The 21,736-nt window shown below is 62.1% G+C and carries 18 protein-coding genes and 1 tRNA gene; 5 read left to right on the forward strand and 14 right to left on the reverse strand.

Going from position 1 to position 21,736, the window contains the following annotated elements; genetic code table 11:
* Positions 1 to 3,452: UvrD-helicase domain-containing protein (locus tag KBA32_RS08850; protein WP_294357638.1), on the forward strand; the 3,452-nt coding region annotated here is incomplete at its 5' end.
* Between the two features lie 205 nt (positions 3,453 to 3,657).
* Here KBA32_RS08850 and clpB read toward each other — a convergent pair.
* The 8 genes from clpB to upp form a co-directional block, all read right to left on the reverse strand.
* The gene (gene clpB, locus KBA32_RS08855) at positions 3,658 to 6,240 is read right to left on the reverse strand and encodes an ATP-dependent chaperone ClpB (RefSeq protein ID WP_294357640.1); all 2,583 of its coding nucleotides are present in this window, start codon (positions 6,238 to 6,240) and stop codon (positions 3,658 to 3,660) included.
* A gap of 102 nt (positions 6,241 to 6,342) precedes the next feature.
* Positions 6,343 to 7,638, reverse strand: coding sequence for a hypothetical protein (locus tag KBA32_RS08860; protein WP_294357643.1), 1,296 nt, complete (start codon positions 7,636 to 7,638; stop codon positions 6,343 to 6,345).
* Positions 7,635 to 9,572 carry an ATP-dependent DNA helicase gene (locus KBA32_RS08865; RefSeq protein ID WP_294357646.1) on the reverse strand — a complete coding sequence of 646 codons (1,938 nt, stop codon included), beginning with the start codon at positions 9,570 to 9,572 and terminating at the stop codon, positions 7,635 to 7,637. The genes KBA32_RS08860 and KBA32_RS08865 overlap by 4 nt, the downstream gene beginning before the upstream one ends.
* A gap of 118 nt (positions 9,573 to 9,690) precedes the next feature.
* Positions 9,691 to 10,443, reverse strand: a complete 753-nt coding sequence (locus KBA32_RS08870) for an amino acid ABC transporter ATP-binding protein (protein WP_294357704.1) — start codon at positions 10,441 to 10,443, stop codon at positions 9,691 to 9,693.
* 13 nt (positions 10,444 to 10,456) lie between these two features.
* Positions 10,457 to 11,110: an amino acid ABC transporter permease gene (locus tag KBA32_RS08875; protein WP_294357649.1), complete on the reverse strand. Its 654-nt coding sequence runs from the start codon at positions 11,108 to 11,110 to the stop codon at positions 10,457 to 10,459.
* A 133-nt stretch (positions 11,111 to 11,243) separates the two neighbouring features.
* Positions 11,244 to 12,056, reverse strand: coding sequence for an amino acid ABC transporter substrate-binding protein (locus tag KBA32_RS08880; protein ID WP_294357652.1), 813 nt, complete (start codon positions 12,054 to 12,056; stop codon positions 11,244 to 11,246).
* Between the two features lie 26 nt (positions 12,057 to 12,082).
* Positions 12,083 to 13,312: a uracil-xanthine permease family protein gene (locus KBA32_RS08885; protein ID WP_294357653.1), complete on the reverse strand. Its 1,230-nt coding sequence runs from the start codon at positions 13,310 to 13,312 to the stop codon at positions 12,083 to 12,085.
* Between the two features lie 29 nt (positions 13,313 to 13,341).
* On the reverse strand, positions 13,342 to 13,968 hold the full coding sequence (upp, locus tag KBA32_RS08890; RefSeq protein WP_294357655.1) for a uracil phosphoribosyltransferase: 627 nt from the start codon (positions 13,966 to 13,968) through the stop codon (positions 13,342 to 13,344).
* Between the two features lie 276 nt (positions 13,969 to 14,244).
* Here upp and KBA32_RS08895 point away from each other — a divergent pair, with 276 nt between their 5' ends.
* From KBA32_RS08895 to KBA32_RS08905, 3 genes are all read left to right on the forward strand, one after another.
* On the forward strand, positions 14,245 to 14,697 hold the full coding sequence (locus KBA32_RS08895) for a peroxiredoxin (RefSeq protein ID WP_294357658.1): 453 nt from the start codon (positions 14,245 to 14,247) through the stop codon (positions 14,695 to 14,697).
* A gap of 35 nt (positions 14,698 to 14,732) precedes the next feature.
* Positions 14,733 to 16,163, forward strand: a complete 1,431-nt coding sequence (locus KBA32_RS08900) for a PhoH family protein (protein WP_294357663.1) — start codon at positions 14,733 to 14,735, stop codon at positions 16,161 to 16,163.
* Positions 16,164 to 16,259: 96 nt separating this feature from the next.
* The gene (locus tag KBA32_RS08905) at positions 16,260 to 17,507 is read left to right on the forward strand and encodes a transglutaminase-like domain-containing protein (protein ID WP_294357669.1); all 1,248 of its coding nucleotides are present in this window, start codon (positions 16,260 to 16,262) and stop codon (positions 17,505 to 17,507) included.
* A gap of 29 nt (positions 17,508 to 17,536) precedes the next feature.
* On the opposite strand, the gene dnaB is transcribed toward KBA32_RS08905, so the two are convergent.
* The 6 genes from dnaB to KBA32_RS08935 all read right to left on the reverse strand — a co-directional run bounded on the left by dnaB (position 17,537) and on the right by KBA32_RS08935 (position 21,377).
* Positions 17,537 to 18,952: a replicative DNA helicase gene (dnaB, locus tag KBA32_RS08910; RefSeq protein WP_294357706.1), complete on the reverse strand. Its 1,416-nt coding sequence runs from the start codon at positions 18,950 to 18,952 to the stop codon at positions 17,537 to 17,539.
* A 132-nt stretch (positions 18,953 to 19,084) separates the two neighbouring features.
* A complete protein-coding gene (rplI, locus tag KBA32_RS08915) occupies positions 19,085 to 19,534 on the reverse strand; it encodes a 50S ribosomal protein L9 (protein ID WP_294357673.1) in 450 nt (149 codons plus the stop codon).
* Between the two features lie 14 nt (positions 19,535 to 19,548).
* Positions 19,549 to 19,824 carry a 30S ribosomal protein S18 gene (gene rpsR, locus KBA32_RS08920; RefSeq protein WP_294357676.1) on the reverse strand — a complete coding sequence of 92 codons (276 nt, stop codon included), beginning with the start codon at positions 19,822 to 19,824 and terminating at the stop codon, positions 19,549 to 19,551.
* Positions 19,796 to 20,209 (reverse strand): primosomal replication protein N, encoded by a 414-nt coding sequence (priB, locus tag KBA32_RS08925; protein WP_367113766.1) that lies wholly within the window; start codon positions 20,207 to 20,209, stop codon positions 19,796 to 19,798. The genes rpsR and priB overlap by 29 nt, the downstream gene beginning before the upstream one ends.
* The gene (rpsF, locus tag KBA32_RS08930) at positions 20,140 to 20,529 is read right to left on the reverse strand and encodes a 30S ribosomal protein S6 (protein WP_294357712.1); all 390 of its coding nucleotides are present in this window, start codon (positions 20,527 to 20,529) and stop codon (positions 20,140 to 20,142) included. Before rpsF ends, priB begins: the two co-directional genes overlap by 70 nt.
* A gap of 140 nt (positions 20,530 to 20,669) precedes the next feature.
* Positions 20,670 to 21,377 carry a LexA family transcriptional regulator gene (locus KBA32_RS08935; protein ID WP_294357678.1) on the reverse strand — a complete coding sequence of 236 codons (708 nt, stop codon included), beginning with the start codon at positions 21,375 to 21,377 and terminating at the stop codon, positions 20,670 to 20,672.
* Positions 21,378 to 21,629: 252 nt separating this feature from the next.
* Between KBA32_RS08935 and KBA32_RS08940 the strand changes: the two genes are divergently transcribed.
* A tRNA-Val gene (locus tag KBA32_RS08940) sits at positions 21,630 to 21,706 on the forward strand.
* Positions 21,707 to 21,736 lie beyond the last annotated feature (30 nt).

Genomic DNA, 21,736 nt, shown 5'->3' on the forward strand with positions numbered 1-21,736 from the left:
CCGCCGCGCCTTACCACGCCAAGCTGCCACCGGAGACCAAGAAGGAAACCCAGAAGGCCTTCATTACCGGCGCGCTGCGCGTCATCGCCGCGACCAACGCCTTCGGCATGGGCATCGACAAGCCCGACGTGCGGCTGGTCGTCCACGCCGACATCCCCGGCTCGCTCGAGAATTACCTGCAGGAGGCCGGGCGCGCCGGACGCGACCGGGCCGCCGCCCGCTGCGTGCTGCTCTACGTCACCGACGACGTCGAGCGCCAGCACGGCATGTCGGCCGCGTCGCGCCTCTCGCGGCGCGACATCCAGAGCGTGCTGCGCGCACTGCGCCAGCTGAAGGGCAAGAAGAACCGCGACGAGGCGCTGGTCGCCACTTCCGGTGAAATCCTCGACGAAGACGAAGAAGGCAGCTTCAAGCGCGACATGGCGACCGACGACACGCGCGTACGCACCGCCATCGCCTGGCTGGAAGAAGCGGGACTCGTCCGCCGCGAGGAAAACAGCGTGCAGATCTTCCCGTCGGCGCTGCGGATCAAGAGCCTCGACGAGGCCGACGCCCGGCTGGCGACGCACGTTTCCGATGCAGCCAGTCGCAAACGCTATCTGAACCTGCTGCAAATCCTGATGAGCACGCCCGCCGACGAGGGCATCACCACCGACGAGCTGATGAACCAGACCGGTTTCACGGCCAGCGCGCTACGCGAGGCACTGCACGTCTTCGACCAGCTGGGCATTTCGAGCAACGACACGGGCATGACCGCCTTTGTCCATGTCGGCGTCGATCGCTCCTCGAAAAAGCGTTTCGAGGAAGCCTGCGCGCTGGAAAAGGCGCTGATCTCCCAGCTGCGCGAGACGGCGCCGGACGTGATCGCCGGCGAAGGCTACCCACTCGCCCTGCGTCTGCTCGCCCAGCAGCTGAAGGACCAAGGCCACGGCCAGGCGCTGCCGCAGCGTTTGCGCCAGATCATCAAGGGGTTGGCCGGCGACGGGCGCGACGACGAGCACGGTGGCGGCAGCTTGCAGCTGCGCCGCGCGAACGACCCGGACCACGTGCACGTCACCCTGACACGGAGTTGGGCGACGATCGAACGCATCGCCGAGCGCCGCCGGACGGCGGCCAGCCACCTGCTCGACCACTGGCTGTCGTGCCTGCCCGGCGGCACGCGCGGCGTGGACAAGCTGGCTGAAACAACGCTCGGCAAGCTCACCGCCCGCGTCGCCGGCGATGGCCTGCTCGTTGCCGAGACGCCCGACCTGCGCAAACTGGTCGAACGCGCCTTGCTCTGGCTGCACGAACAGGAGGTGCTACGGCTCAACAAGGGGCTGGCGATCTTCCGCACGGCCATGACGCTGCACCTGGAGGACAACTGGAAGCTGCAATTCGAGAAGAGCAACTACCAGCCCCTGCAGCTGCATTACGACGAGCTGACCCGGCAGATTCACATCATGGCCGAGTACGCCGAACGCGGCATCCAGCGCATCGCCGACGCCACGCAGCTCGCGGTCGATTATTTCCGCCTGTCGCGCGAGGCGTTCTGCCAGCGCTGGCTGCCGGGGCGCGAAAAGGAACTCACGCGGCAGACGACGCCGCAATCCTGGGAAACCATCGTCGAGACGCTGGCCAAGCCGAACCAGCGCGCCATCGTCGCCGACGACCGCGAGGACGCCAACGTGCTCGTGCTCGCCGGCCCCGGTTCCGGCAAGACGCGCGTGCTCGTCCATCGCATCGCCTACCTGATCCGCATGCGCCGCGAAAACCCCCGCGCCATCCTCGCGCTGGCCTACAACCGGCACGCCGCGCTCGAGATCCGCCGCCGCCTGCGCGCGCTGATCGGCGACGACGCGAACGGCGTCACCGTGATGACCTGCCACGCGCTGGCGATGCGGCTGGTCGGCGCCAGCTTCGCCGATCGCACGGAACAGCGCGACGACGATTTCGACGCCGTCCTCGCGGAAGCCACCGCCCTGCTCGAAGGACGCGGCTTGCCGCCGGACGAGGCCGACGCGCAGCGCGACCGCCTGCTCGCCGGCTTCCGCTGGATCCTCGTCGACGAATACCAGGACATCGGCCCCGGACAATATGCGCTGATTTCGGCGCTGGCCGGACGCAAGCGCACCGACGAGGACGGCAAGCTGAACCTCTTCGCCGTCGGCGACGACGACCAGAACATCTACGCCTTTGCCGGCGCTTCCGTCGAATTCATCCGCCGCTTCGAAGCGGACTATCAGGCGCAGACCCGCTTTCTCGTCGAGAACTACCGCTCCACGGCCAACATCATCGACATCGCGAACGCGCTGATCGAGCCGGCCAGCGAGCGCATGAAACGCGAACACCCGATTCGCATCGACAACGCGCGCGCCAGATCACCGGCCGGCGGCGAGTGGCAAAGCGGCGACCGCGTCGCGCTAGGCCGCGTGCAGATCCTGCCCGCCGGACGAAACGCCGAACAGCAGGCGATGGCCGTCCTCACCGAACTCCGGCGACTGCAATCGTTCGGGCTTGAGCTGAGCCGGACGGCGGTCATCGCCCGCCAGTGGAAGTTCCTCGACCCTTTTCGCGCCGCCTGCGAACATCTTGGCCTGCCGGTCAGCATGGCCGATGAAGACGCGCCGCCGCTGTGGCGCCTGCGCGAAACCCAGGCCTTGCTGAGCTTCGCCGAAGGACGGGGGCCGCTCGTCAAGGTCGGCACATTGCAAACTTGGCTCACCGAGCGCAACGACGGCGAATGGGCAGACTGTCTGCGCGACGCCATCGCCGCCTTCGCCGAAGAAACACAGGATGCGGAAGTCTCCCTGCCCTGGTTCCGCGACTGGCTGACCGAATGGGGTCGTGCCAGCCGGCAGCGACAAACCGGCGTGCTGCTGCTGACCGCGCACCGGGCCAAAGGGCTGGAGTTCGACCACGTGATCGTCCTCGACGGCGAATGGCGACGGCAGAACGGCGAAGATGCCGATGCGGCACGCCGCCTCTACTACGTCGCGATGACCCGCGCCCGGAAAACGCTCACGCTCGCCCGGTTGGACGGCCAACACCCGCTGCTCGATGGCCTGCGCGACAGCCCTGCACTGCTACGCCGCCCGCAGACACAATGGCTGCCTTCACCCGAAGGCCTGCAACACCGTTACCTGCTTCCGTCCCTGCGGGAAATCGATCTTGGCTTCGCCGGCCGCAAGAACCCCGGCGATCCGCTGCACCGTCGCCTGGCCGCGCTGCGGGTCGGCGACGCGCTGCAGTTCGAGGCGGGCGAACGGGCTTGCCGCTTGTTGACACCCGAAGGCCACGCCGTCGGCCGTTTTTCCGGCAAGTTTTCACCGCCAGCAGGGTTGCGCTGCGTCGGGGCCAAGGTGCGCGCCGTCGTCGTCTGGCGCCGACGCGACACCTCGCCGGAATACCTGGATCGCTGCCGCTGCGAGCAGTGGGAGGTCGTCCTGCCGGAGCTGGTTTTCGCGCCTTGACGGGCGACGACTATTGATCCTTAAAACCTCAGTTCTTCACCGCAAAGGCGCAAAGGGCGCGAAGGTTCGCAAAGAAAATCAAAGGGCTACGCGAACGGCGCGTATCTTCCGTAGTCACCCATAGGGTGAATGATCAAATGCGATCAACCCGTTGTTTCCTTTGCGATCTTTGCGCCTTTTCGCCTTCGCGGTGAGGTTTTTAGTATCAACCACCCTTCTCGAAGCGCATCACCCCGCCGGTACAGCTGACCCGAATCGTGTCCTTCGCGGCGAAGCGCCCTTCCAGAATCGCCTTCGCCAGCGGGTTCTCGATCTGCGCCTGGATCGCGCGCTTCAACGGCCGCGCACCGAAAATTGGGTCGAAACCGGCGGTCGCCACCTCGGACAAGGCGCTGTCGTCGATGTCGACGGCCATTTCCAGTTGCGCCAGCCGTTTTTCGAGGTAGCCGAGCTGGATCTTCGCGATCGACTTGATGTGCTTCTCGTCGAGCGCGTGGAAGACGACGACCTCGTCGATGCGGTTGATGAACTCCGGCCGGAAATAGGTCTTCACCTCGCCCATCACCGCCAGCTTGATCAGCTGGTAGTCGTCGCCGGCCATCTGCTGGATCATCTGCGAGCCGAGGTTGGACGTCATCACGACGACCGTGTTCTTGAAGTCGACGGTACGCCCTTGGCCGTCGGTCATGCGCCCGTCGTCGAGCACCTGCAGCAGCACGTTGAAGACGTCCGGATGCGCCTTTTCGACCTCATCGAGCAGGATCACGCTGTACGGCTTGCGGCGCACGGCTTCGGTCAGGTAGCCGCCCTCTTCATACCCGACATATCCGGGCGGCGCGCCGATCAGGCGAGAAACCGAGTGCTTCTCCATGAACTCGCTCATGTCGATGCGAATCAGGTGATCCTCGGAATCGAAAAGAAAGCCAGCCAGCGCCTTGCACAGTTCGGTCTTGCCGACGCCGGTCGGGCCGAGGAAAAGGAAAGAGCCATACGGCCGGTTCGGGTCGGCGAGGCCGGCGCGCGAACGACGGATGGCATCGGACACGAGGCGCACGGCCTCATCCTGCCCGACGACGCGCTGGTGAATCTTGTCTTCCATCGCCAGCAGCTTTTCGCGCTCGCCCTGCATCATCTTGCTGACCGGGATACCGGTCGCACGCGAGACGACCTCGGCGATTTCCTCGATGCCGACCTGCGTGCGCAGCAGGGTGTTTTTCTTTGCGCCATCGCCCGACTTTTCGGCGGCTTTCAGCTGTGCTTCAAGCTGCGGCAGCTTTCCGTACTGCAGTTCGGCGAGCTTGTCGTACTGGCCCTTGCGCTGCAGCTCGGCCATCTGCGCCTTGAGCTTGTCGATCTCTTCCTTGATGTGCGCGCTGCCGTGCACCTGGGCTTTCTCGGCCTTCCAGATCTCTTCCAGATCGTTGTACTCGCGCTGCAGCTTGAGCAATTCGTCCTCGATGAGCTGCAAGCGCTTGATCGACGCTTCGTCCTTCTCCTTCTTCACCGCCTCGCGCTCGATCTTGAGCTGGATCATGCGCCGGTCGAGCTTGTCCATAACCTCGGGCTTGGAGTCGATTTCCATCTTGATGCGCGCCGCCGCCTCGTCGATCAGGTCAATCGCCTTGTCCGGCAGGAAACGGTCGGTGATGTAGCGATGCGAGAGTTCGGCCGCGGCGACGATCGCCGGGTCGGTGATATCGACGCCGTGGTGCAACTCGTACTTCTCCTGCAAGCCGCGCAGGATGGCAATGGTCGATTCCACGCTCGGCTCGTCGACCAGCACCTTCTGGAAACGGCGTTCGAGCGCGGCGTCCTTCTCGACGTACTTGCGGTATTCGTCGAGCGTCGTCGCGCCGACGCAGTGCAGTTCGCCGCGCGCCAGCGCCGGCTTCAGCATGTTGCCGGCGTCGATGGCGCCCTCGGCCTTGCCGGCGCCGACCATCGTGTGCAGCTCGTCGATGAAGACGATGATGCGCCCTTCGTCCTGCGCGATTTCCTTGAGCACAGCCTTCAGGCGTTCCTCGAACTCACCGCGATACTTGGCGCCGGCGAGCAGCGCGGCCATGTCGAGGCTGAGCACCTTCTTGCCTTTCAGCGTCTCCGGCACCTCGTCATTGACGATGCGCTGCGCCAGCCCCTCGACGATGGCCGTCTTGCCGACGCCCGGTTCGCCGATCAGCACCGGGTTGTTCTTGGTCCGCCGCTGCAGGATCTGGATGGTGCGGCGAATCTCGTCGTCGCGCCCGATCACCGGGTCGAGCTTGCCCTGACGGGCGCGTTCAGTCAGGTCGATGCAGTACTTCTTCAGTGATTCGCGCTGGCCTTCGGCTTCCTGCGAATCGACGCCCTGCCCGCCGCGCACGGTGGCGATGGCCTGTTCGAGCGCCTTGCGATTCACCCCGTGCTGTTTGGCCAACCGTCCGGTTTCACCCTTGTCCTCGCAAATGGCGAGCAGGAACATCTCGCTGGCGATGAACTGGTCGCCGCGTTTCTGCGCTTCCTTGTCGGTCAAGTTGAGCAAATTCACGAGGTCGCGCCCGACCTGCACTTCGCCGCCGTGGCCTTCAACCTTCGCCAGGCGGTCGATCGCCTGGTCGAGCGCGTTCTTCAAGGCCTGCACGTTGGCGCCGGCCTGCGCCAGCAGCGACGACGTACCGCCGTCTTCCTGCTGCAACAACGCGAGCAGCAGGTGCTGCGGTTCGATCATCTGGTTGTCGTGGCCGACGGCGAGGCTCTGCGCATCCGCCAGAGCCTGCTGGAACTTGGTGGTGAGTTTGTCCTGACGCATGGTGGCTTCCCTTCGAAATATCTGGATGGCAACCAGATGGGGGAAGCCCGGGCGATTTCAAGGGCACATCACGCCGATTGCGTCAACTGACGCCGTATCGAACTATCGGCAGGAAACCGGGAAAACCGCCGCAAAACCGCCGCCCGGCGTGCGGAAGTTGGTCGTCTGCCCTTGGTAGAGACGCGCGGAAACGAGTTGCACATCGCCGCGATAGACGTAGTTGCGCAGATCGAGCTTGTGCCGGAGTTCGACGCCGTCGACCGTCAGATGCCGCTCGGAGGGCGGGACCAGCGCCTGCGCCACGTAGCCGCCACGGCTGATCTCCTCGAACACGCGTTTGGTCAACTTGTCGCCGCGATAGGCGGCCTTGCTGCCGTAGCCGGCGGCCGGCTTGAAGAACCATTGCTTGCGCGCCGTCCAGAAATCAGCCGCGTTTTCGGCCGTCACTTCACGCGTCGGCGGTACACCCTTCTTCAGGAGTTCGCGGTCGGCCGCGCTGACGCCGATTTCCGCGACCCAGTCGTCATCGCCGAGCAGGACGAGGTTGCGCTTGTCGGCATAGAGTGCGTGCGCGCGCGGATGCGGTGTGAGGACGACGGCGTCGGCGAGATACGCATCGCGCAATGCTTCATTCTGTGGGGCGTCGAGGGAGAAATCGGTCAGGCGGTTATAGACGAGATCGATACGCTCACCACGTGCGTAGAGGCCGCCATTGGTGAAGGAAAGCTCTTGCGGATCGACGACCAGCGTCGCGATACCGTCGGCCTCAAACAGTTGGCGGAAGAGCTCGAACTCGGGCGCCAGGAACTGCGTCGATGGCGTTTCATCGACGATGGCGATGCGCGTAAGCGGCGCGTCATCGCGCGCGAGCTGCCATTCGCTGCGGAACATGTCGAGAAACAACGTCTCGGCCGGAACGCCCGCCGGTAGAGGCAAGGACGCACAACACGCTTCCTGCGCGTGCAGCAGCTTGGCGCAGAGCAGCGCGCCGCCGGCGTTGGTGTTGATCTCGATCAGGCGCGGCCCGTCGTCGCCGAGGTGGAAGTCGTAACCCATGAAGACGCTGGCCGCGCGCGGGATGTGGCCGGCGATGGCCGGCGCATCGGCCAGCACGCGCACTTGCCAGCCGGATAGCGCAACGACGCGCTCGATGGCGCGGATGAGGTCGGCCATGAAGTCGAGGTGTACCTGCGCGACATAGACCTGCGTGTGCGAGAAGAGGTGCGGATGCGAGGTGCTGAGCGCTTCGTGCGCGACGCCGCCGGCTTCCAGAGCACGCTTCAGGCGGCGCGAATCGACTGAACGGCAGATGCAGCCTTGATTGAGCAGTGCGGCGGCTTCGCGGCAATCGGCAGGCAACTGGTCGCGGCGCATCGTCGCTTGCACGGTCGAGGTCATAGCTTCTCCGCTTCGCCAAAGAAATCGAGTACCACGTCGAGCTCGCGCGTGCGCTTCATCGGCGGCAGGCTGCGCCAGACACGTTTGCCGTAGGGCTTGGTGATCAGGCGCGGATCGCAGATCATCAGCACGCCGCGATCGGTTTCGTCGCGGATCAGCCGGCCGGCACCCTGCTTGACGTTGATCACCGCACGCGGCAACTGGTAATCCATGAAGGCGTTTTTCCCTTCGGTCTTCATGCGCTCGATACGCGCCGAGAGTACCGGATCGTCGGGCGGCGCGAAAGGCAGCTTGTCGATGACGACGAGCGAGAGCGCCTCGCCACGCACGTCGACGCCCTCCCAGAAGCTCTGACTACCGACCAGGATCGCGTTGCCGAGGCGACGGAAGCGCTCGAGCAATTCGTTCTTGCTGCCTTCGCCCTGGATCAGCAGCGGAAAGTCGAGGCCGGCGCGTTCGAGCTGTTCCTGCAGCAGCTCATGCGTCCGGCGCATCGCGCGCAACGAAGTGCACAAGAAAAACGCCCGCCCGCCGCTCGCCTTGACCACCGGGAAGGCGGCTTTAACGACGGCTTCGGTGTAGGCGAAGTTGTTCGGGTCGGGCAGACCGCTCGGCGCGTAGAGCAGCGCCTGCTTTTCATAGTCGAAGGGGCTGTCCCAGAAAGCCGATTCGGCGCCTTCCAGCCCCATCTCGCCGCAGTAGTGGCTGAAGTCGCGCTGCACGGCGAGCGTCGCTGAGGTGAAGACCCAGGCGCGCGGGTGGCCGCTCATCTGCTTCTCCATGATGCTGGCGATGACGAGCGGCGTCGCATTGAGCTGCAAGGAGAGCGTGTAGGTCTCGCCCCAGCGCACGTAGTTGGCGTCGGCACCCTTCTGCCAGCGCCGCAACTGCGCGACGAGCTCACCGGCGCGCCGCCAGCAGTTCTCCAGCCCTTCCGATCGTTGCGCCTGCGTTTCGAGCAGCGCGGTCAGCACCTCGAGTTCGCGAACCAGCCCGACGAGCGAGTTGTCGAAGCCGCCGCGCCCCTCCAGCTGTGCAAGCGAAAAACGCGCCGGTTCGACGGGGAGCGTCAGGCGCAGATCCTTCGCCGCCTTCTCGACGACGTCGCACAGCTTGGGCAGGTCGAGACAATCCTTCGCAGAAGCCAGCCCCTCGGTACGCACGTCGCGCGCCAGATCGATCACCTGCGCGGTGGAGACGTTGTCGCCGAAGAACAGGCTGGCGGTTTCGGGTAGCTGGTGCGCTTCGTCGAAGATCACCGTGTTGCACGCCGGCAGCAGTTCGGCCGTCCCTTCGTCGCGCAGCATCACGTCGGCGAAAAAGAGATGGTGATTGACGACGACGAGATCGGCCGCCAGCGCCTCGCGCCGTGCGGCGAGGACGAAGCACTCCTTGTTGTACGGGCAATCCTGGCCGAGGCAATTCTCGCGTGTCGAGGTGACCATGCCCCAGACCGTCGAGTTCTCCGGCACGTCGCCGCAGTCAGCCTTGTCGCCGGTCTTCGTCGACTTGGCGAAACGCGCGATGCGCGCGGCGTGCGCGGCGTCCTCGCGGGCGACGAAGCGGCCGTCGTCCAGCGCGCGCTCCAGATGGTAGTGGCACAGGTAGTTGGCGCGCCCCTTGAGCAGCGCGACCTGGACCGGCGCGCCGAGCACCTTGCGCACGGTCGGGATGTCCTTCGAGAACAACTGGTCCTGCAGGTTCTTGGTGCCGGTCGAGACGATCACCTTGCCGCCCGAGAGCAGCGCGGGAACGAGGTAGGCGTAGGTCTTGCCGGTGCCGGTGCCGGCTTCGGCGACAAGCACGCTGTTGTCGGCGATCGCGGCGGCGATGCGCTCCGCCATTTCGAGCTGCTGCGGGCGCAGGCGGTAGCCCGGGATCTCTCTGGCCAAGAGGCCGCCGGGGGAAAAAACGTCGGAGAGTAAGAGAGTCATGAACGCTTCTTAACCCCCCCAGCCCCCCTTGTCAGGGGGGAGTTCTCCTGCTGCGCGTTACTCCCCTCTCCTCCCCTGACAAGGGGAGGCCGGAAGGGGTTAGTCCACGCCAATCTCATCACAGCATGTTCTCAAGAAACGCCCGAGTCCTCGGATGCTCCGGCGCGGCGAACAGCTCGCGCGACGGACGCGATTCGAGGATCTCTCCACCGTCCATGAACACGACACGGCTGGCGACCTCGCGCGCGAAGCCCATTTCGTGCGTCACGACGAGCATCGTCATGTGCTCTTCCGCCAGTTCGCGCATCGTGCGCAGCACTTCGCCGGTCAGTTCCGGGTCCAGCGCCGAGGTCGGCTCGTCGAACAGCATGATGTCCGGCTCCATCGCCAGCGCGCGGGCAATGGCGACACGCTGCTTCTGGCCGCCCGAGAGGCGCGACGGATAGCTGCCGCTCTTGTCGATCAGACCGACCTTTTTCAGCAGGATCTCTGCCTTCGGGATGACCTCCTCGCGTCGCATACCCTTGACCGTGATCGGCGCCTCGATGATGTTCTGCAGCACGGTCATGTGCGGGAACAGGTTGAAGTGCTGGAAAACCATGCCCATCTTGACGCAGATGCGGCGGATGTCGGCTTCCGGCACGTAGTGGCAGACGCCATGCACATCGCTCGACACCAGCGTTTCGCCTTCGATGACGATGCGCCCGCGGTTGATCGTCTCAAGGTGATTGAGACAGCGCAGGAAGGTGCTCTTGCCCGAGCCGGACGGGCCGATCACGGCGACCACCTCGCCCTTGGCGATATCGAGCGAAACGCCCTTCAGCACTTCGAGCGCGCCGAAGCGCTTGTGCACGTCGTGGGCGTGGATCATCGGATTTGTCGCATTACTCATCGTACACCGCGTATTTCTTTTCCAGACGCTGGAAGGCCAGCGTCAACACCAGCGTCATGACCAGATAAAAGGCCGCCGCGACGACAAACGGCGTCGTCGTGAAGTCGCGCTGGACGATGCCGCGCGCCGCGCGCAGGAGGTCGTTCATGGCCAGCACGTAGATCAGCGACGTGTCCTTGACCAGCGTGATCGTCTCGTTGCTGATCGGCGGCAGGATGCGCTTGACCACCTGCGGAAGCACGATACGGCGCATCGTCTGCGCGTAGGTCATGCCGAGCACGCGCGCGCCTTCGTACTGGCCGCGGTCGATCGACTGGATGCCCGCACGGAAGATCTCAGCGAAGTAGGCGGCGTAGTTCAGCACGAAGGCAACGATCGCCGCCGGGAAGTCGGGCAGCCGGATGCCGATCACCGGCACGAACGGCAGCGCGAAGTAGATGAACAGCATCTGCAGCATCAGCGGCGTGCCGCGCATCAGCCAGATATAGCCATTGACGATGCCGCTCAGCACCTTGAAATGCGAAATCCGCGCCAGTGCGAGGCACAGGCCGAGCGGAACCGACAACACGAGCGTGATGAGAAAAACCTGGAGGGTGACCCCGGTGCCTTCAAGCAGGGGACCCATGATCTTCAGGACGTAGTCCATGCCTTACTTTTCAAAAACAGAGCGCGCACGCAGCGCACTCTTTGAGGATCGAATCAAGTGCAAAGCCACCAAGCCAGACGGGAAAATGCACTCCCCGCCGACCTGGTGGCTCGATGTCTCGCCCGGACAGGCTTTACTTCTTGACGATGTCCTTGCCGAACCACTTGGTCGAAATGGTCGCCGCGCTGCCGTCGGCCTTCATGTCGTCCATCGCCTTTTCGATCTTTGCCATCAACTCGGCGTCGTCCTTGCGCGTACCGATACCGTAGTCTTCGGTGCCGAAGTTCTCGTCGAGAACACGGTACTCGCCCGGCTTCTTCGACGTGTAGTAGCGACCGACGACCTCGTCAACGACGAGCGCGTCCAGACGACCGGCTGACAGGTCCATCAGCGCCGTCACGTTGTCGCCGAACTTCTTGAGCTCCTTGATCGACTTGGCAGCGGCTTCGTCCTTCTGTACCGCTTCGACCGCGCTGCTGCCGTCCTGCACACCGACGACCTTGCCGGCCAGATCGGCCTTGGCCTTGATGTCCGACTTCTCGGTGACGACGACGATCTGGCGATTTTCAAGATACGGCTTGGTGAACAGAATGTTCGCCTTGCGCTCTTCGGTGATCGTCAGGCCGTTCCACAGCACGTCGACGCGCTTGCCGCTCAATTCGGCTTCCTTGGCGCTCCAGTCGATCGGTTTGAAGGTCACTTCGCGACCGATGCGCTTGGCGGCTTCCTTGGCCAGATCGATGTCGAACCCGACGAGTTCGTTCTTCTCATCCTTGAAGCCCATCGGCGGGAAGTTGTCGTCCAGGCCGACGACGATGGCCGCAGCCGGCACCGGCGTAGCGGCGGGCGCAGCAGCGGCCGGAGCCGCTTCTTCCTTCTTGCCGCAGCCGGACAACAGAACGCCAGCAACGAGGGCGACGACCAATAACGAGATTTGTTTCTTCATGATTTCCTTCTTCCGTAACAATAAAATCAAGAGGCCGCAGGCTCGCGCGGCAACACCAGGTTAAGCACGACGGCGAGCACGCCACAGAGGCTGATACCCTGCAGCGAGAAGCTGCCGATGGTGACGCCCAGACCGCCGATACCGGTCACCAGGGTCACCGAGACGATACACAAGTTGCGCGGGCTGGCCAGATCGACGCGGCCGTCCATGATGGTCTTGAGGCCAATGCCGGCGATCGAACCGAAGAGCAGCATCATGATGCCGCCCATGACCGGCATCGGGATCGTCTGCAGGAACGCGCCGAACTTGCCGACGAAAGCCATCAGGATGGCGAACACCGCTGCCCAGGTCATCACCACCGGGTTGTAGTTCTTGGTCAGCATCACGGCGCCCGTAACTTCGCCGTAGGTCGTCACCGGCGGGCCGCCGAACAGGCCGACAAGGTTAACCGCGAGGCCGTCGCCCAACAGCGTGCGATGCAGACCGGGCGACTCGGTGAAGTCCTTGCCGGTCACCGAACCGATGGCGAGGATGCCGCCGACGTGTTCGACGATGGGCGCAATCGCGACCGGGATCATGAACATGATCGCCGCCATGTTGAACTCGGGTTTGCCGAACTCGGGGATGGCGATCCAGGCGGCTTCCGTCACCTTGGAGAAATCGACGATGCCGAGGAAAAGCGAAACGACGTAGCCGACGGCGACACCGACGAGAATCGGCACCAGCTTGAGCAGGCGACGCGCACGGATTGCGGTCAGCATCGTCGCCAATAGCGAGATCGCTGCCACCGACAACGCTGTGCCGTAAGGAACAACTTGCTGATCGCCGGCTTTGCCCGTCGCCATGTTGATCGCCACCTGCGCCAGACCGAGACCGATCACCATGACTACCGGTCCAATGACCACCGGCGGCAGCAAGCGGTGAATGAAGCCGACACCGCGCCATTTCACGAGACCGGCCGCCACGTAGTAGAAGAAGCTTGCCGAAGCGAGCGCACCGAGCGTCGCCGGCATGCCCCAGGTTTGCACCGAATAGATGACGGGCGCGATGAAGGCGAAGCTGGAACCGAGGTAGATCGGCACCTCACGCTTTGTACAGATCTGGAAAATCAGCGTGCCGACGCCGGCACCGAGCAAGGCCAGGCTGGGATTCAGCCCGGTCAGCAGCGGCACCAGCACCGTCGCGCCGAAGGCGACAAAAAGGATCTGGGCGCCGGATAGCGCCGTTCGCCAGACAGGTTCGTTCACAGTCGTCATGGAGTCTCCCTGATTATTGGTTGTTGAGATTATTTGGTACCGAAAATCTTGTCGCCGGCGTCGCCCAGGCCGGGGATGATGTAGCCGATCTCGTTCAGGTGGCTATCGACCGCCGCGGTGTAGACGTCGACATCCGGGTGCGCGCCCTGCACGGCCTTGATGCCTTCCGGCGCCGCGACCAGCACCAGCGCGCGAACGTGCTTGCAGCCGTTGCGCTTCAACATGTCGATGGTCGCGATCAGCGAGCCGCCGGTCGCCAGCATCGGGTCGATGATCATCGCCATGCGCTCGTCGAGCTGGCCGACAAAGCGCTCGAAGTACGGCTCGGGCATCAGCGTTTCGTGGTTGCGCGCAATACCGACAACGCTCACCTTGGCGCTCGGGATCAGGTCCAGCACGCCGTCGAGCATGCCCAGTCCGGCGCGCAGGATCGGCACGATGGTTACTTTCTTGCCCTTGATCTGGTCGATCTCGACTGGCCCGGCCCAGCCCTGGATGGTGGTGCGCTCGAGTTCGTAGTCGCGGCAGGCCTCGTAGGTCAGCAGGCGCGCGAGCTCGGCCGTGAGTTCGCGGAATTTCTTGGTACTGATGTCGACTTCGCGCAAAAGTCCGATTTTGTGCTTGACGAGCGGATGGCTGACCTCGACGACGGGCATGGCATTCTCCGGGGAAACGGGGTTGGGATGGCAAACCGGTCAAGGTTACCCGATTTCGCCGGAAAACGCACCAAAAAACCCAATGATTCCAATCAAATCCGTGACTTGCAAACGACGCACCGACTCAAGACCACGCGAGACCAAGTCCGGCAATCGCTCCGCACGCACCCGTCATGGGATATTCCGACCGCAGCAGCTGTCCTCGAACGCGAGCGCAGCCTTGACCGGCTAGTGCTTTCCCAGAACAATCGACCCACGACAGAAAGGAACTACGCCATGCTCACCAATCTGGAACTCGCCTCGACCAGCGACAAGACGCTCAAGCTCGGCGACCTTGAACACAAATGTCTCGTTCTCTACTTCTACCCCAAGGACAGCACACCCGGCTGCACCACCGAGGCGCAGCAGTTCCGTGATCTCTACCCTGACTTCCTGGCGGCCGGCTGCGAGGTCATCGGTGTTTCACGCGACAGCCTCCGCTCGCACGAGAACTTCAAGACCAAACAGAACCTGCCGTTTGAGCTCGTTTCCGACGCCGACGAAGCGCTCTGCTCCCTGTTCTCGGTGATCAAGGACAAGAAGCTCTACGGCAAGACGGTACGCGGCATCGAACGCAGCACCTTTGCTGTGGACAAAAGCGGAACGATCCTGCGCGAATGGCGCGGAGTGAAGGTTCCCGGACACGCACAGGAAGTCCTCGATTTTGTCAGATCCAGAACCACCGCTTGAAGTTTGACGATCAACCCGACGGAGACAGCCCGCTCATGGCCAAGAAAGCCGAAAACCACAGTGCAGCGAAAACAGGCAACACGTCAATGACGAAGATCTTTGTCCTCGACACGAACGTCTTGCTGCACGACCCGACGAGCGTCTATCGCTTCGAGGAACACGACGTCTTCCTGCCGATCATGACGCTGGAAGAACTCGACAACAACAAGAAGGGGATGTCGGAAGTCTCGCGAAACGCCCGCCAGGTCACGCGCACACTCGATGAGATCGTCAGCAGCCACACCGAAGACATCGAGAACGGCGTTGATCTTGTCGGACCGTCGAAGAAGCTGGCGAGCGGCAAGCTCTTCCTGCAGACGATGGCCATCTCCAGCGAATTGCCGACCGGCCTGCCGACGGCAAAAGCCGACAACCAGATCCTTTCGGTGCTTATCCATCTGCAGCGCCACCACCCGGAGCGCGCGGTCATCCTGGTGTCGAAGGACATCAACATGCGCATCAAGGCGCGTGCGCTCGGGCTGGCGGCACAGGATTACTTCAACGACAAGGTGCTCGAAGACACGGACCTGCTCTACACCGGCGTGCGCGAGTTGTCGGAAGATTTCTGGGATACGCACGGCCAGGGCATGGAATCGTGGAAACGGGAAAGCCGAACGCTCTACCGCGTCAAAGGCCCGCAGTGCCCGACGATGCTGGCCAACGAATTCATCTACCAGGAAGGCGAGCGCCCGCTCTACGCGATCGTACGCACGGTTGAAGGGAATACCGCCGAATTCGAGACGCTGACCGACTACACGCACCCGAAGAACAGTGTCTGGGGCATCACCGCTCGCAACCGCGAGCAGAACTTTGCGCTCAACCTGCTGATGGACCCAGAAGTCGATTTTGTCTCTCTGCTCGGCCAGGCCGGCACCGGCAAGACGCTGCTGACGCTGGCTGCGGCGTTGACCCAGGTGCTCGACACCAAGCGCTACTCGGAAATCATCATGACGCGCGTGACAGTACCGGTCGGTGAAGACATCGGTTTCCTTCCCGGTACTGAGGAGGAAAAAATGGGGCCGTGGATGGGTGCGCTCGAGGACAATCTGGAGGTACTGAACAAGACCGACGATGAGGCCGGCGACTGGGGGCGCGCGGCGACGCACGACCTCATCCGCAACCGGATCAAGATCAAGTCGCTCAACTTCATGCGCGGCCGCACCTTCCTCAACAAGTTCCTGATCATCGACGAGGCGCAAAACCTGACACCGAAGCAGATGAAGACGCTGATTACCCGCGCCGGCCCGGGGACCAAGGTCATCTGCATGGGCAACATCGCGCAGATCGACACGCCCTACCTGACCGAGGGTAGTTCCGGCCTCACCTACGTGGTCGATCGCTTCAAAGGTTGGGAGCATTCGGGCCACATTACACTGCAGCGCGGCGAACGCTCCCGCCTCGCTGACCACGCAGCCGAAGTGTTATAATCGGGCCGCTTTCCGACCAAGCCGTGTCCCGCGACACGGCTTCGTTGTTTTTGCCACCAGATCAATGCGTTGCGCAATCTTCGCACGGAGAGTCGATTGAAACGACGAGACTTCCTCGCTGCCACGGCTTTTTTCTCATTCCTGGCCTCGGCTCCGGTTGAAGCCGCGAAAAAGGTCGCAGCCAAGGCGAAACCCGCCAAACGAACAACCAGGACGACGCAAAAACCGAAGGCAAAAGCGTCTGCCAAGAAGCCCGTTGCGGCGGCCGCAGCACCCGCAGCCCCTGAAGTCGTCGACGAAATTGCGCCAGAGGCGCAGCCCGAGACGCGAAACGTCATCAGCCTGCCTGACGAGCCGGAGCCGCAGTGGCGCACCTACGACATCCGCTCGACCTTCACCCTGAACGGTGTCAAGGGGAAAGCTCGCTTGTGGCTTCCGCTCGCCCAATACAAGGACACGCCTTGGGCACGTTCGCTCGGCCATAGCTGGCAGGGCAACTTCGTCAGCGCCGGTATTTATCGCGATCCGGTCGCCGAAATGGAGGTCTTCTTCGCCGACTGGGCCGAAGGCATCAGCGACCCGCAATTGCAGATCGTCAGCCAGATCGCGACGCAGGATCGCCACTTCGACATCACCCGCCGCGGCGCGATGGCCGAACGAACCGAAGTTCTCCGCCGTTGCCTGCAGTCGACAGAACTTGCATCGACTGACGACATCGTCCGGCGTACTGCCGAACGTGCGATCGGCCGCATCCGGGATCCGCTCGCGCAAGGCAAGGCGATTTACGAATGGGTCGTCGAAAACGCAACCTATGACCCACTGATGAAGCGCGTCGGCAACACCAACATCGCGGCCATGCTCGAGAGTGGGAACCTGTTCGGGCGCAGCGCCGACATTGCGCTGCTTTTTGTTTCACTGTGCCGCTCGGTCGGCATTCCGGCGCGCCCGGTATTTGGTCTGCGTATCGACGGCTCGCGCCTGTTCGGAAGCCTCGGCGCCACCGGCAACCTCAGTGAAGCGCAACAGTGCCGCGCCGAGTTCTACGCGCCCGGCTATGGCTGGATTCCGGTCAATCCCGCCGACGTCGGCAAAGCCATTCACGACGAGAAACTCAGCAGCGACGACCCGAAACTGACCGTACTCAAGAAGTTGCTCTTCGGCTTCTGGGAGATGAACTGGATCGGCTTCAATGCGGCGCTGGACGTCAGCCTGCGCGGCTCGACCGGGTCACTCCTGCCTTTCCTCGCCTATCCTGCCCTGGAAACGGACGAAGGCCGCTTCGATAGCCTCGATACGGACCACCTGAGCTACAACGTCACGGCGAGTCGTGCCGAGCCTTATTAAACGCCGAGCAAGGCCCAAGCCGTCCCCGACTAGTACGCCCCGGAACTCGCAAAGTTCTCGAAACGCGTGTACTCGCCCAGGAATGTAAGCCGCACCATTCCAATCGGCCCGTTCCGCTGCTTGCCGATAATGATTTCGGCACTGCCCTTGTCGGGCGTATCCGGGTTGTACACTTCGTCGCGGTAGATGAACATGATCACGTCGGCGTCCTGCTCGATAGCGCCGGATTCACGCAAGTCGGACATCACCGGACGCTTGTTCGGCCGCTGCTCCAGCGAACGGTTCAGCTGCGAAAGCGCAATCACGGGAACGCTCAGTTCCTTGGCCAAGCCCTTCAGCGAACGCGAAATCTCCGAGATCTCGGTCGCCCGGTTCTCGCCGTTGCCGCTGGCCGAAGACATCAACTGCAGGTAGTCGATGATGATCAACCCAAGCTTGCCGCACTGCCGGTGCAACCGACGCGCGCGCGCGCGCAAATCGATCGGGTTCAGCGCCGGCGTCTCGTCGATGTAGAGCGGCGCCTCGTGCATCTTGCCCAGCGCGAAAGACAAGCGCGACCACTCATCGTCATTCAGCCGCCCCGTGCGGACCCGGTGCGCATCAAGGCGCCCGACCGAGGACAGCATACGCATCGCCAATTGCGCGCCGCCCATTTCCATTGAGAACACGGCAACCGGCAGCCCAACCTCGATCGCCACGTGTTCACCCATGTTCAGGGCAAACGAGGTTTTTCCCATCGAAGGCCGGCCGGCGACGATCAACAAATCACCCGGCTGTAATCCGGACGTCTTCGCATCGAGATCGTTGTAGCCGGTGGGTACGCCTGTGATTTCGGAGGGATTTTCCCGATCGTGGAGTTCCTGAATCCGCTCCACCACCTGCGTCAGCAGCGGGTTGATGTGCTGGAATCCAGTCTGTTGCCGGAACCCGCCTTCGGCAATGGCAAACACCTTGGCTTCCGCCTCGTCGAGCAACTGCTTCGGATCACGCCCCAGCGGATTGAAGGCGCTCCCGGCAATTTCATCACCGGCCGTCACCAACTGGCGCAAAATCGCCCGTTCGCGAACGATTTCAGCGTAGCGACGGATGTTCGCGGCCGACGGCGTATTTGCCGCCAACTCCCCAAGATAGGCCAGACCGCCCGTATCGCTCCCCTCGCCGGCCGAATCGAGGCTTTCGGCAACCGTGATCACATCGACCGGCTTGCTCCGCTCCAAGAGCTTGCGGATCTGCCGATAGATCCGTTTGTGCTCATCGCGATAGAAGTCGTCCTCCCCAACCAGATCGGCGATCTTGTCGAACGCTGCATTGTCGAGCAGCAAGCCACCCAAAACGGACTGCTCAGCCTCGATCGAGTGCGGGGGAATGCGCAAACTGGCAATCGCGGGATCGACCGACGGGTTCTTCTGGAATTTCGAATTCGCTGAATTGAACGATTTGGCCATAGGGCTTTGGTCACGTTTAACGGATTGGGGTAAAACGGAGTCTACCTGTAGAACACACCCCAAAAACAAAAAAGCCTTGCTTTCGGCAAGGCTTTTTCCAGCACCGGAACGGCGCTAAAGCGGGGGCGCCGCTTACTGCTCGCCAACCACGGCGACCTTGATCGTCGCCAGCACATCGGTGTGAAGAGCAACTTCAAGCGTCGACTCACCCACCACCTTGAGCGGACCCATCGGCATGCGGATGTCCGACTTCTCGACATCGAAACCAAGTGCTTTGAGGCCATCAGCCACATCGTGGTTCGTTACCGACCCAAACAAGCGACCATCAACCCCCGCCTTGCGAGCAACGGTAACCGCCACGCCCTCAAGCTTCGCAGCAAACGCCTGCGCTCCGGCCAGTTTCTCGGCTGCCGCCTTTTCCAACTCAGCACGTTTGGCTTCGAATTCCTTCATTGCCGCCGGCGTGGCACGCTTGGCCTTGCCTTGCGGAATCAGGAAGTTACGCGCGTAGCCATCCTTGACCTTGACGAGATCGCCGAGGTTGCCGAGGTTGACGACCTTTTCCATCAGAATAATTTGCATCGTCGTATCCTCGATTATTGGTGGTTATCGGTATAGGGCAACAGCGCCAGGAAGCGCGCACGCTTGATGGCAACCGATAGCAAGCGCTGATAGCCAGCCTTCGTGCCGGTCAGACGCGCCGGCATGATCTTGGCATTTTCGGCGATGTATTCCTTGAACAGATCGACATCCTTGTAATCGATCCCGTCCATCTTCTCTGCGGTGAAGCGGCAGAACTTGCGGCGCTTGAACAAACCGCTGCCGCGCTTTTTGACATTCTTGTCATCCTTCTTCTTGAAGAACCTGGCCATTTTGATTTCCTTCTACAAATTCAATCGTTGTAATGTGCAATCTCAGCTGTTTGCTGCTCTGACTCTTGGCGGCGAAGAATCCAACCACCCGAATCTGCGTTCCCGGTGTTGCAGCTTGAAGCCACCTCGCCGCATCCCCTAATCCGATCGCCTGAACACCACATTCAACTCGCCGCTCAACCCCTGCTTCCACTTGCTGCGACTCGTGCCGAATGACACATTCGGTAACAGGCACCGCCGCGGGGGTAAAACGAAGAGACTTACGCTCGATCAGGATTCCGGTCAGTTCGACGCGATTCAGCAGAGCCTCGACAATCAGCTGGCAGCCGCCTCGCTGGCGTCCGCAGCAGGTTCTTCCTGCGCCGCGGCCAGCATCGACTTCGATTTGTCTTCCTTCATCATCGGCGAAGGTATCGTAACCGCACGCTTCATCTTGATGGTCAGGTGGCGCAACACTGCGTCGTTGAACTTGAAACCATGCTCTAGTTCAGCAAGCACTTCACCATTGCACTCGATGTTCATCAGCACGTAGTGTGCCTTGTGCAATTTCTGGATGGGATAAGCCAACTGACGGCGGCCCCAGTCTTCAAGACGGTGAATTTGCCCGCCATGCGATGTCACGAGCGTTTTGTAGCGCTCGACCATCGCCGGAACCTGTTCGCTCTGGTCCGGATGGACGATAAAAACGATTTCATAATGACGCATGAACACTCCTTACGGTTTAAGCCCCCCGCCATGCTAACGGTGGGGCAAGGTGGAAAAGCCGAGCATTATAGCTGACGAATCGCTTTTGAATCAACGGCTTTTAAAAGAACCACAAACAAAAACGCGGCAAACCTGATCGATCAGCTACCCACCGATAGACGCCCAACGACCTGACCCGCAACGCTGATCCTCCCCCCCGGCAACGCCGACTCATCAAGCTCTGCCTCATCGAGAACCTCGTCCTCGAACAACGGGTTGTCGCACTTGAGACGGACATCCCCTTTGATCCCACGCTGTACGCGCCGAACCACAAACCGGTCGCCAATCTGGAACACAAAGACACCGTTTGTCTGAATCCTTCGAACCCGCGGGTCATACATGACCGCGTCACCGCTATTCACATAGGGTGCCATATCATCACTTGACACCTGGAGCATTCTCAAGTCCTTCGGCAGCCCCATGCTACGCAGCGTCTCGGGCAGCGTATACCACGAGTACCCCCCGAGGCTGCCCTCTTCATGCATATCAACCATTACGTAGTTTTCGTCGATAACATGCGTGTCCTTGCCCCGATCGCCCACAACCAGCTGCTCGACAGTTGTCCCGAGAATATCCGCAATCTCCGGCAAACGCGACAGCTCAGGTACGCCATCACCCTTCAGCCAGTTCGCAGCCGTGTTCTGGCTCACACCAAAAAGCTCGGCAACCCCGACAACACGTCCGTACCCCGACGGAATCGCTCCGCGTCGATCAAGCGCTGCATTGAGATTTTCAGCAAACTGCTTGCGAAACGTCTTCTGCTTGGAAGAGCGCACCTCAGCATCACCGAATCGGACAACTGTATTCATAGAACCAGACCCAAAAAAAGCGATCACATAAAATCGCAGACATTAGACGCAACAAACCGCCATTACCTGGCAAGCAAACCTCTCCCCGACGTTGACAAACAAGCGGCGCCGCATCGACACAAGCAAGTTAGCAGAAATCGGACTCCGACAGAAACAAAAAATGCCAATCAACACCAAATCTGTTGACATACTGCTGAACATCCTTATAATGCGGGCCTTCTTCGACGTCGCAAGCAGCTCTCGCGACATAGAAGGCGCGTAGCTCAGCTGGTTAGAGCACCACCTTGACATGGTGGGGGTCGTTGGTTCGAGTCCAATCGCGCCTACCAAACATTAAAAAGCCAGAGCGAGTCTCTGGC

The organism is Propionivibrio sp. (genome assembly GCF_017995515.1).
GTDB lineage: Bacteria > Pseudomonadota > Gammaproteobacteria > Burkholderiales > Rhodocyclaceae > Propionivibrio.

Excerpts from the sequence above, each read along its gene's own strand:
- rpsR (WP_294357676.1), bottom strand. The coding sequence starts at position 19,824 with ATGGCCAGGTTCTTCAAGAAGAAGGATGACAAGAATGTCAAAAAGCGC.
- KBA32_RS08885 (WP_294357653.1), bottom strand. The coding sequence starts at position 13,312 with ATGACGACTGTGAACGAACCTGTCTGGCGAACGGCGCTATCCGGCGCC.
- KBA32_RS08870 (WP_294357704.1), bottom strand. The coding sequence starts at position 10,443 with ATGATCCACGCCCACGACGTGCACAAGCGCTTCGGCGCGCTCGAAGTG.
- upp (WP_294357655.1), bottom strand. The coding sequence starts at position 13,968 with ATGCCCGTCGTCGAGGTCAGCCATCCGCTCGTCAAGCACAAAATCGGA.
- rplI (WP_294357673.1), bottom strand. The coding sequence starts at position 19,534 with ATGCAAATTATTCTGATGGAAAAGGTCGTCAACCTCGGCAACCTCGGC.
- KBA32_RS08875 (WP_294357649.1), bottom strand. The coding sequence starts at position 11,110 with ATGGACTACGTCCTGAAGATCATGGGTCCCCTGCTTGAAGGCACCGGG.
- rpsF (WP_294357712.1), bottom strand. The coding sequence starts at position 20,529 with ATGCGTCATTATGAAATCGTTTTTATCGTCCATCCGGACCAGAGCGAA.
- KBA32_RS08895 (WP_294357658.1), top strand. The coding sequence starts at position 14,245 with ATGCTCACCAATCTGGAACTCGCCTCGACCAGCGACAAGACGCTCAAG.
- KBA32_RS08865 (WP_294357646.1), bottom strand. The coding sequence starts at position 9,572 with ATGACTCTCTTACTCTCCGACGTTTTTTCCCCCGGCGGCCTCTTGGCC.
- KBA32_RS08900 (WP_294357663.1), top strand. The coding sequence starts at position 14,733 with ATGGCCAAGAAAGCCGAAAACCACAGTGCAGCGAAAACAGGCAACACG.
- KBA32_RS08860 (WP_294357643.1), bottom strand. The coding sequence starts at position 7,638 with ATGACCTCGACCGTGCAAGCGACGATGCGCCGCGACCAGTTGCCTGCC.
- KBA32_RS08935 (WP_294357678.1), bottom strand. The coding sequence starts at position 21,377 with ATGAATACAGTTGTCCGATTCGGTGATGCTGAGGTGCGCTCTTCCAAG.
- dnaB (WP_294357706.1), bottom strand. The coding sequence starts at position 18,952 with ATGGCCAAATCGTTCAATTCAGCGAATTCGAAATTCCAGAAGAACCCG.
- KBA32_RS08880 (WP_294357652.1), bottom strand. The coding sequence starts at position 12,056 with ATGAAGAAACAAATCTCGTTATTGGTCGTCGCCCTCGTTGCTGGCGTT.
- clpB (WP_294357640.1), bottom strand. The coding sequence starts at position 6,240 with ATGCGTCAGGACAAACTCACCACCAAGTTCCAGCAGGCTCTGGCGGAT.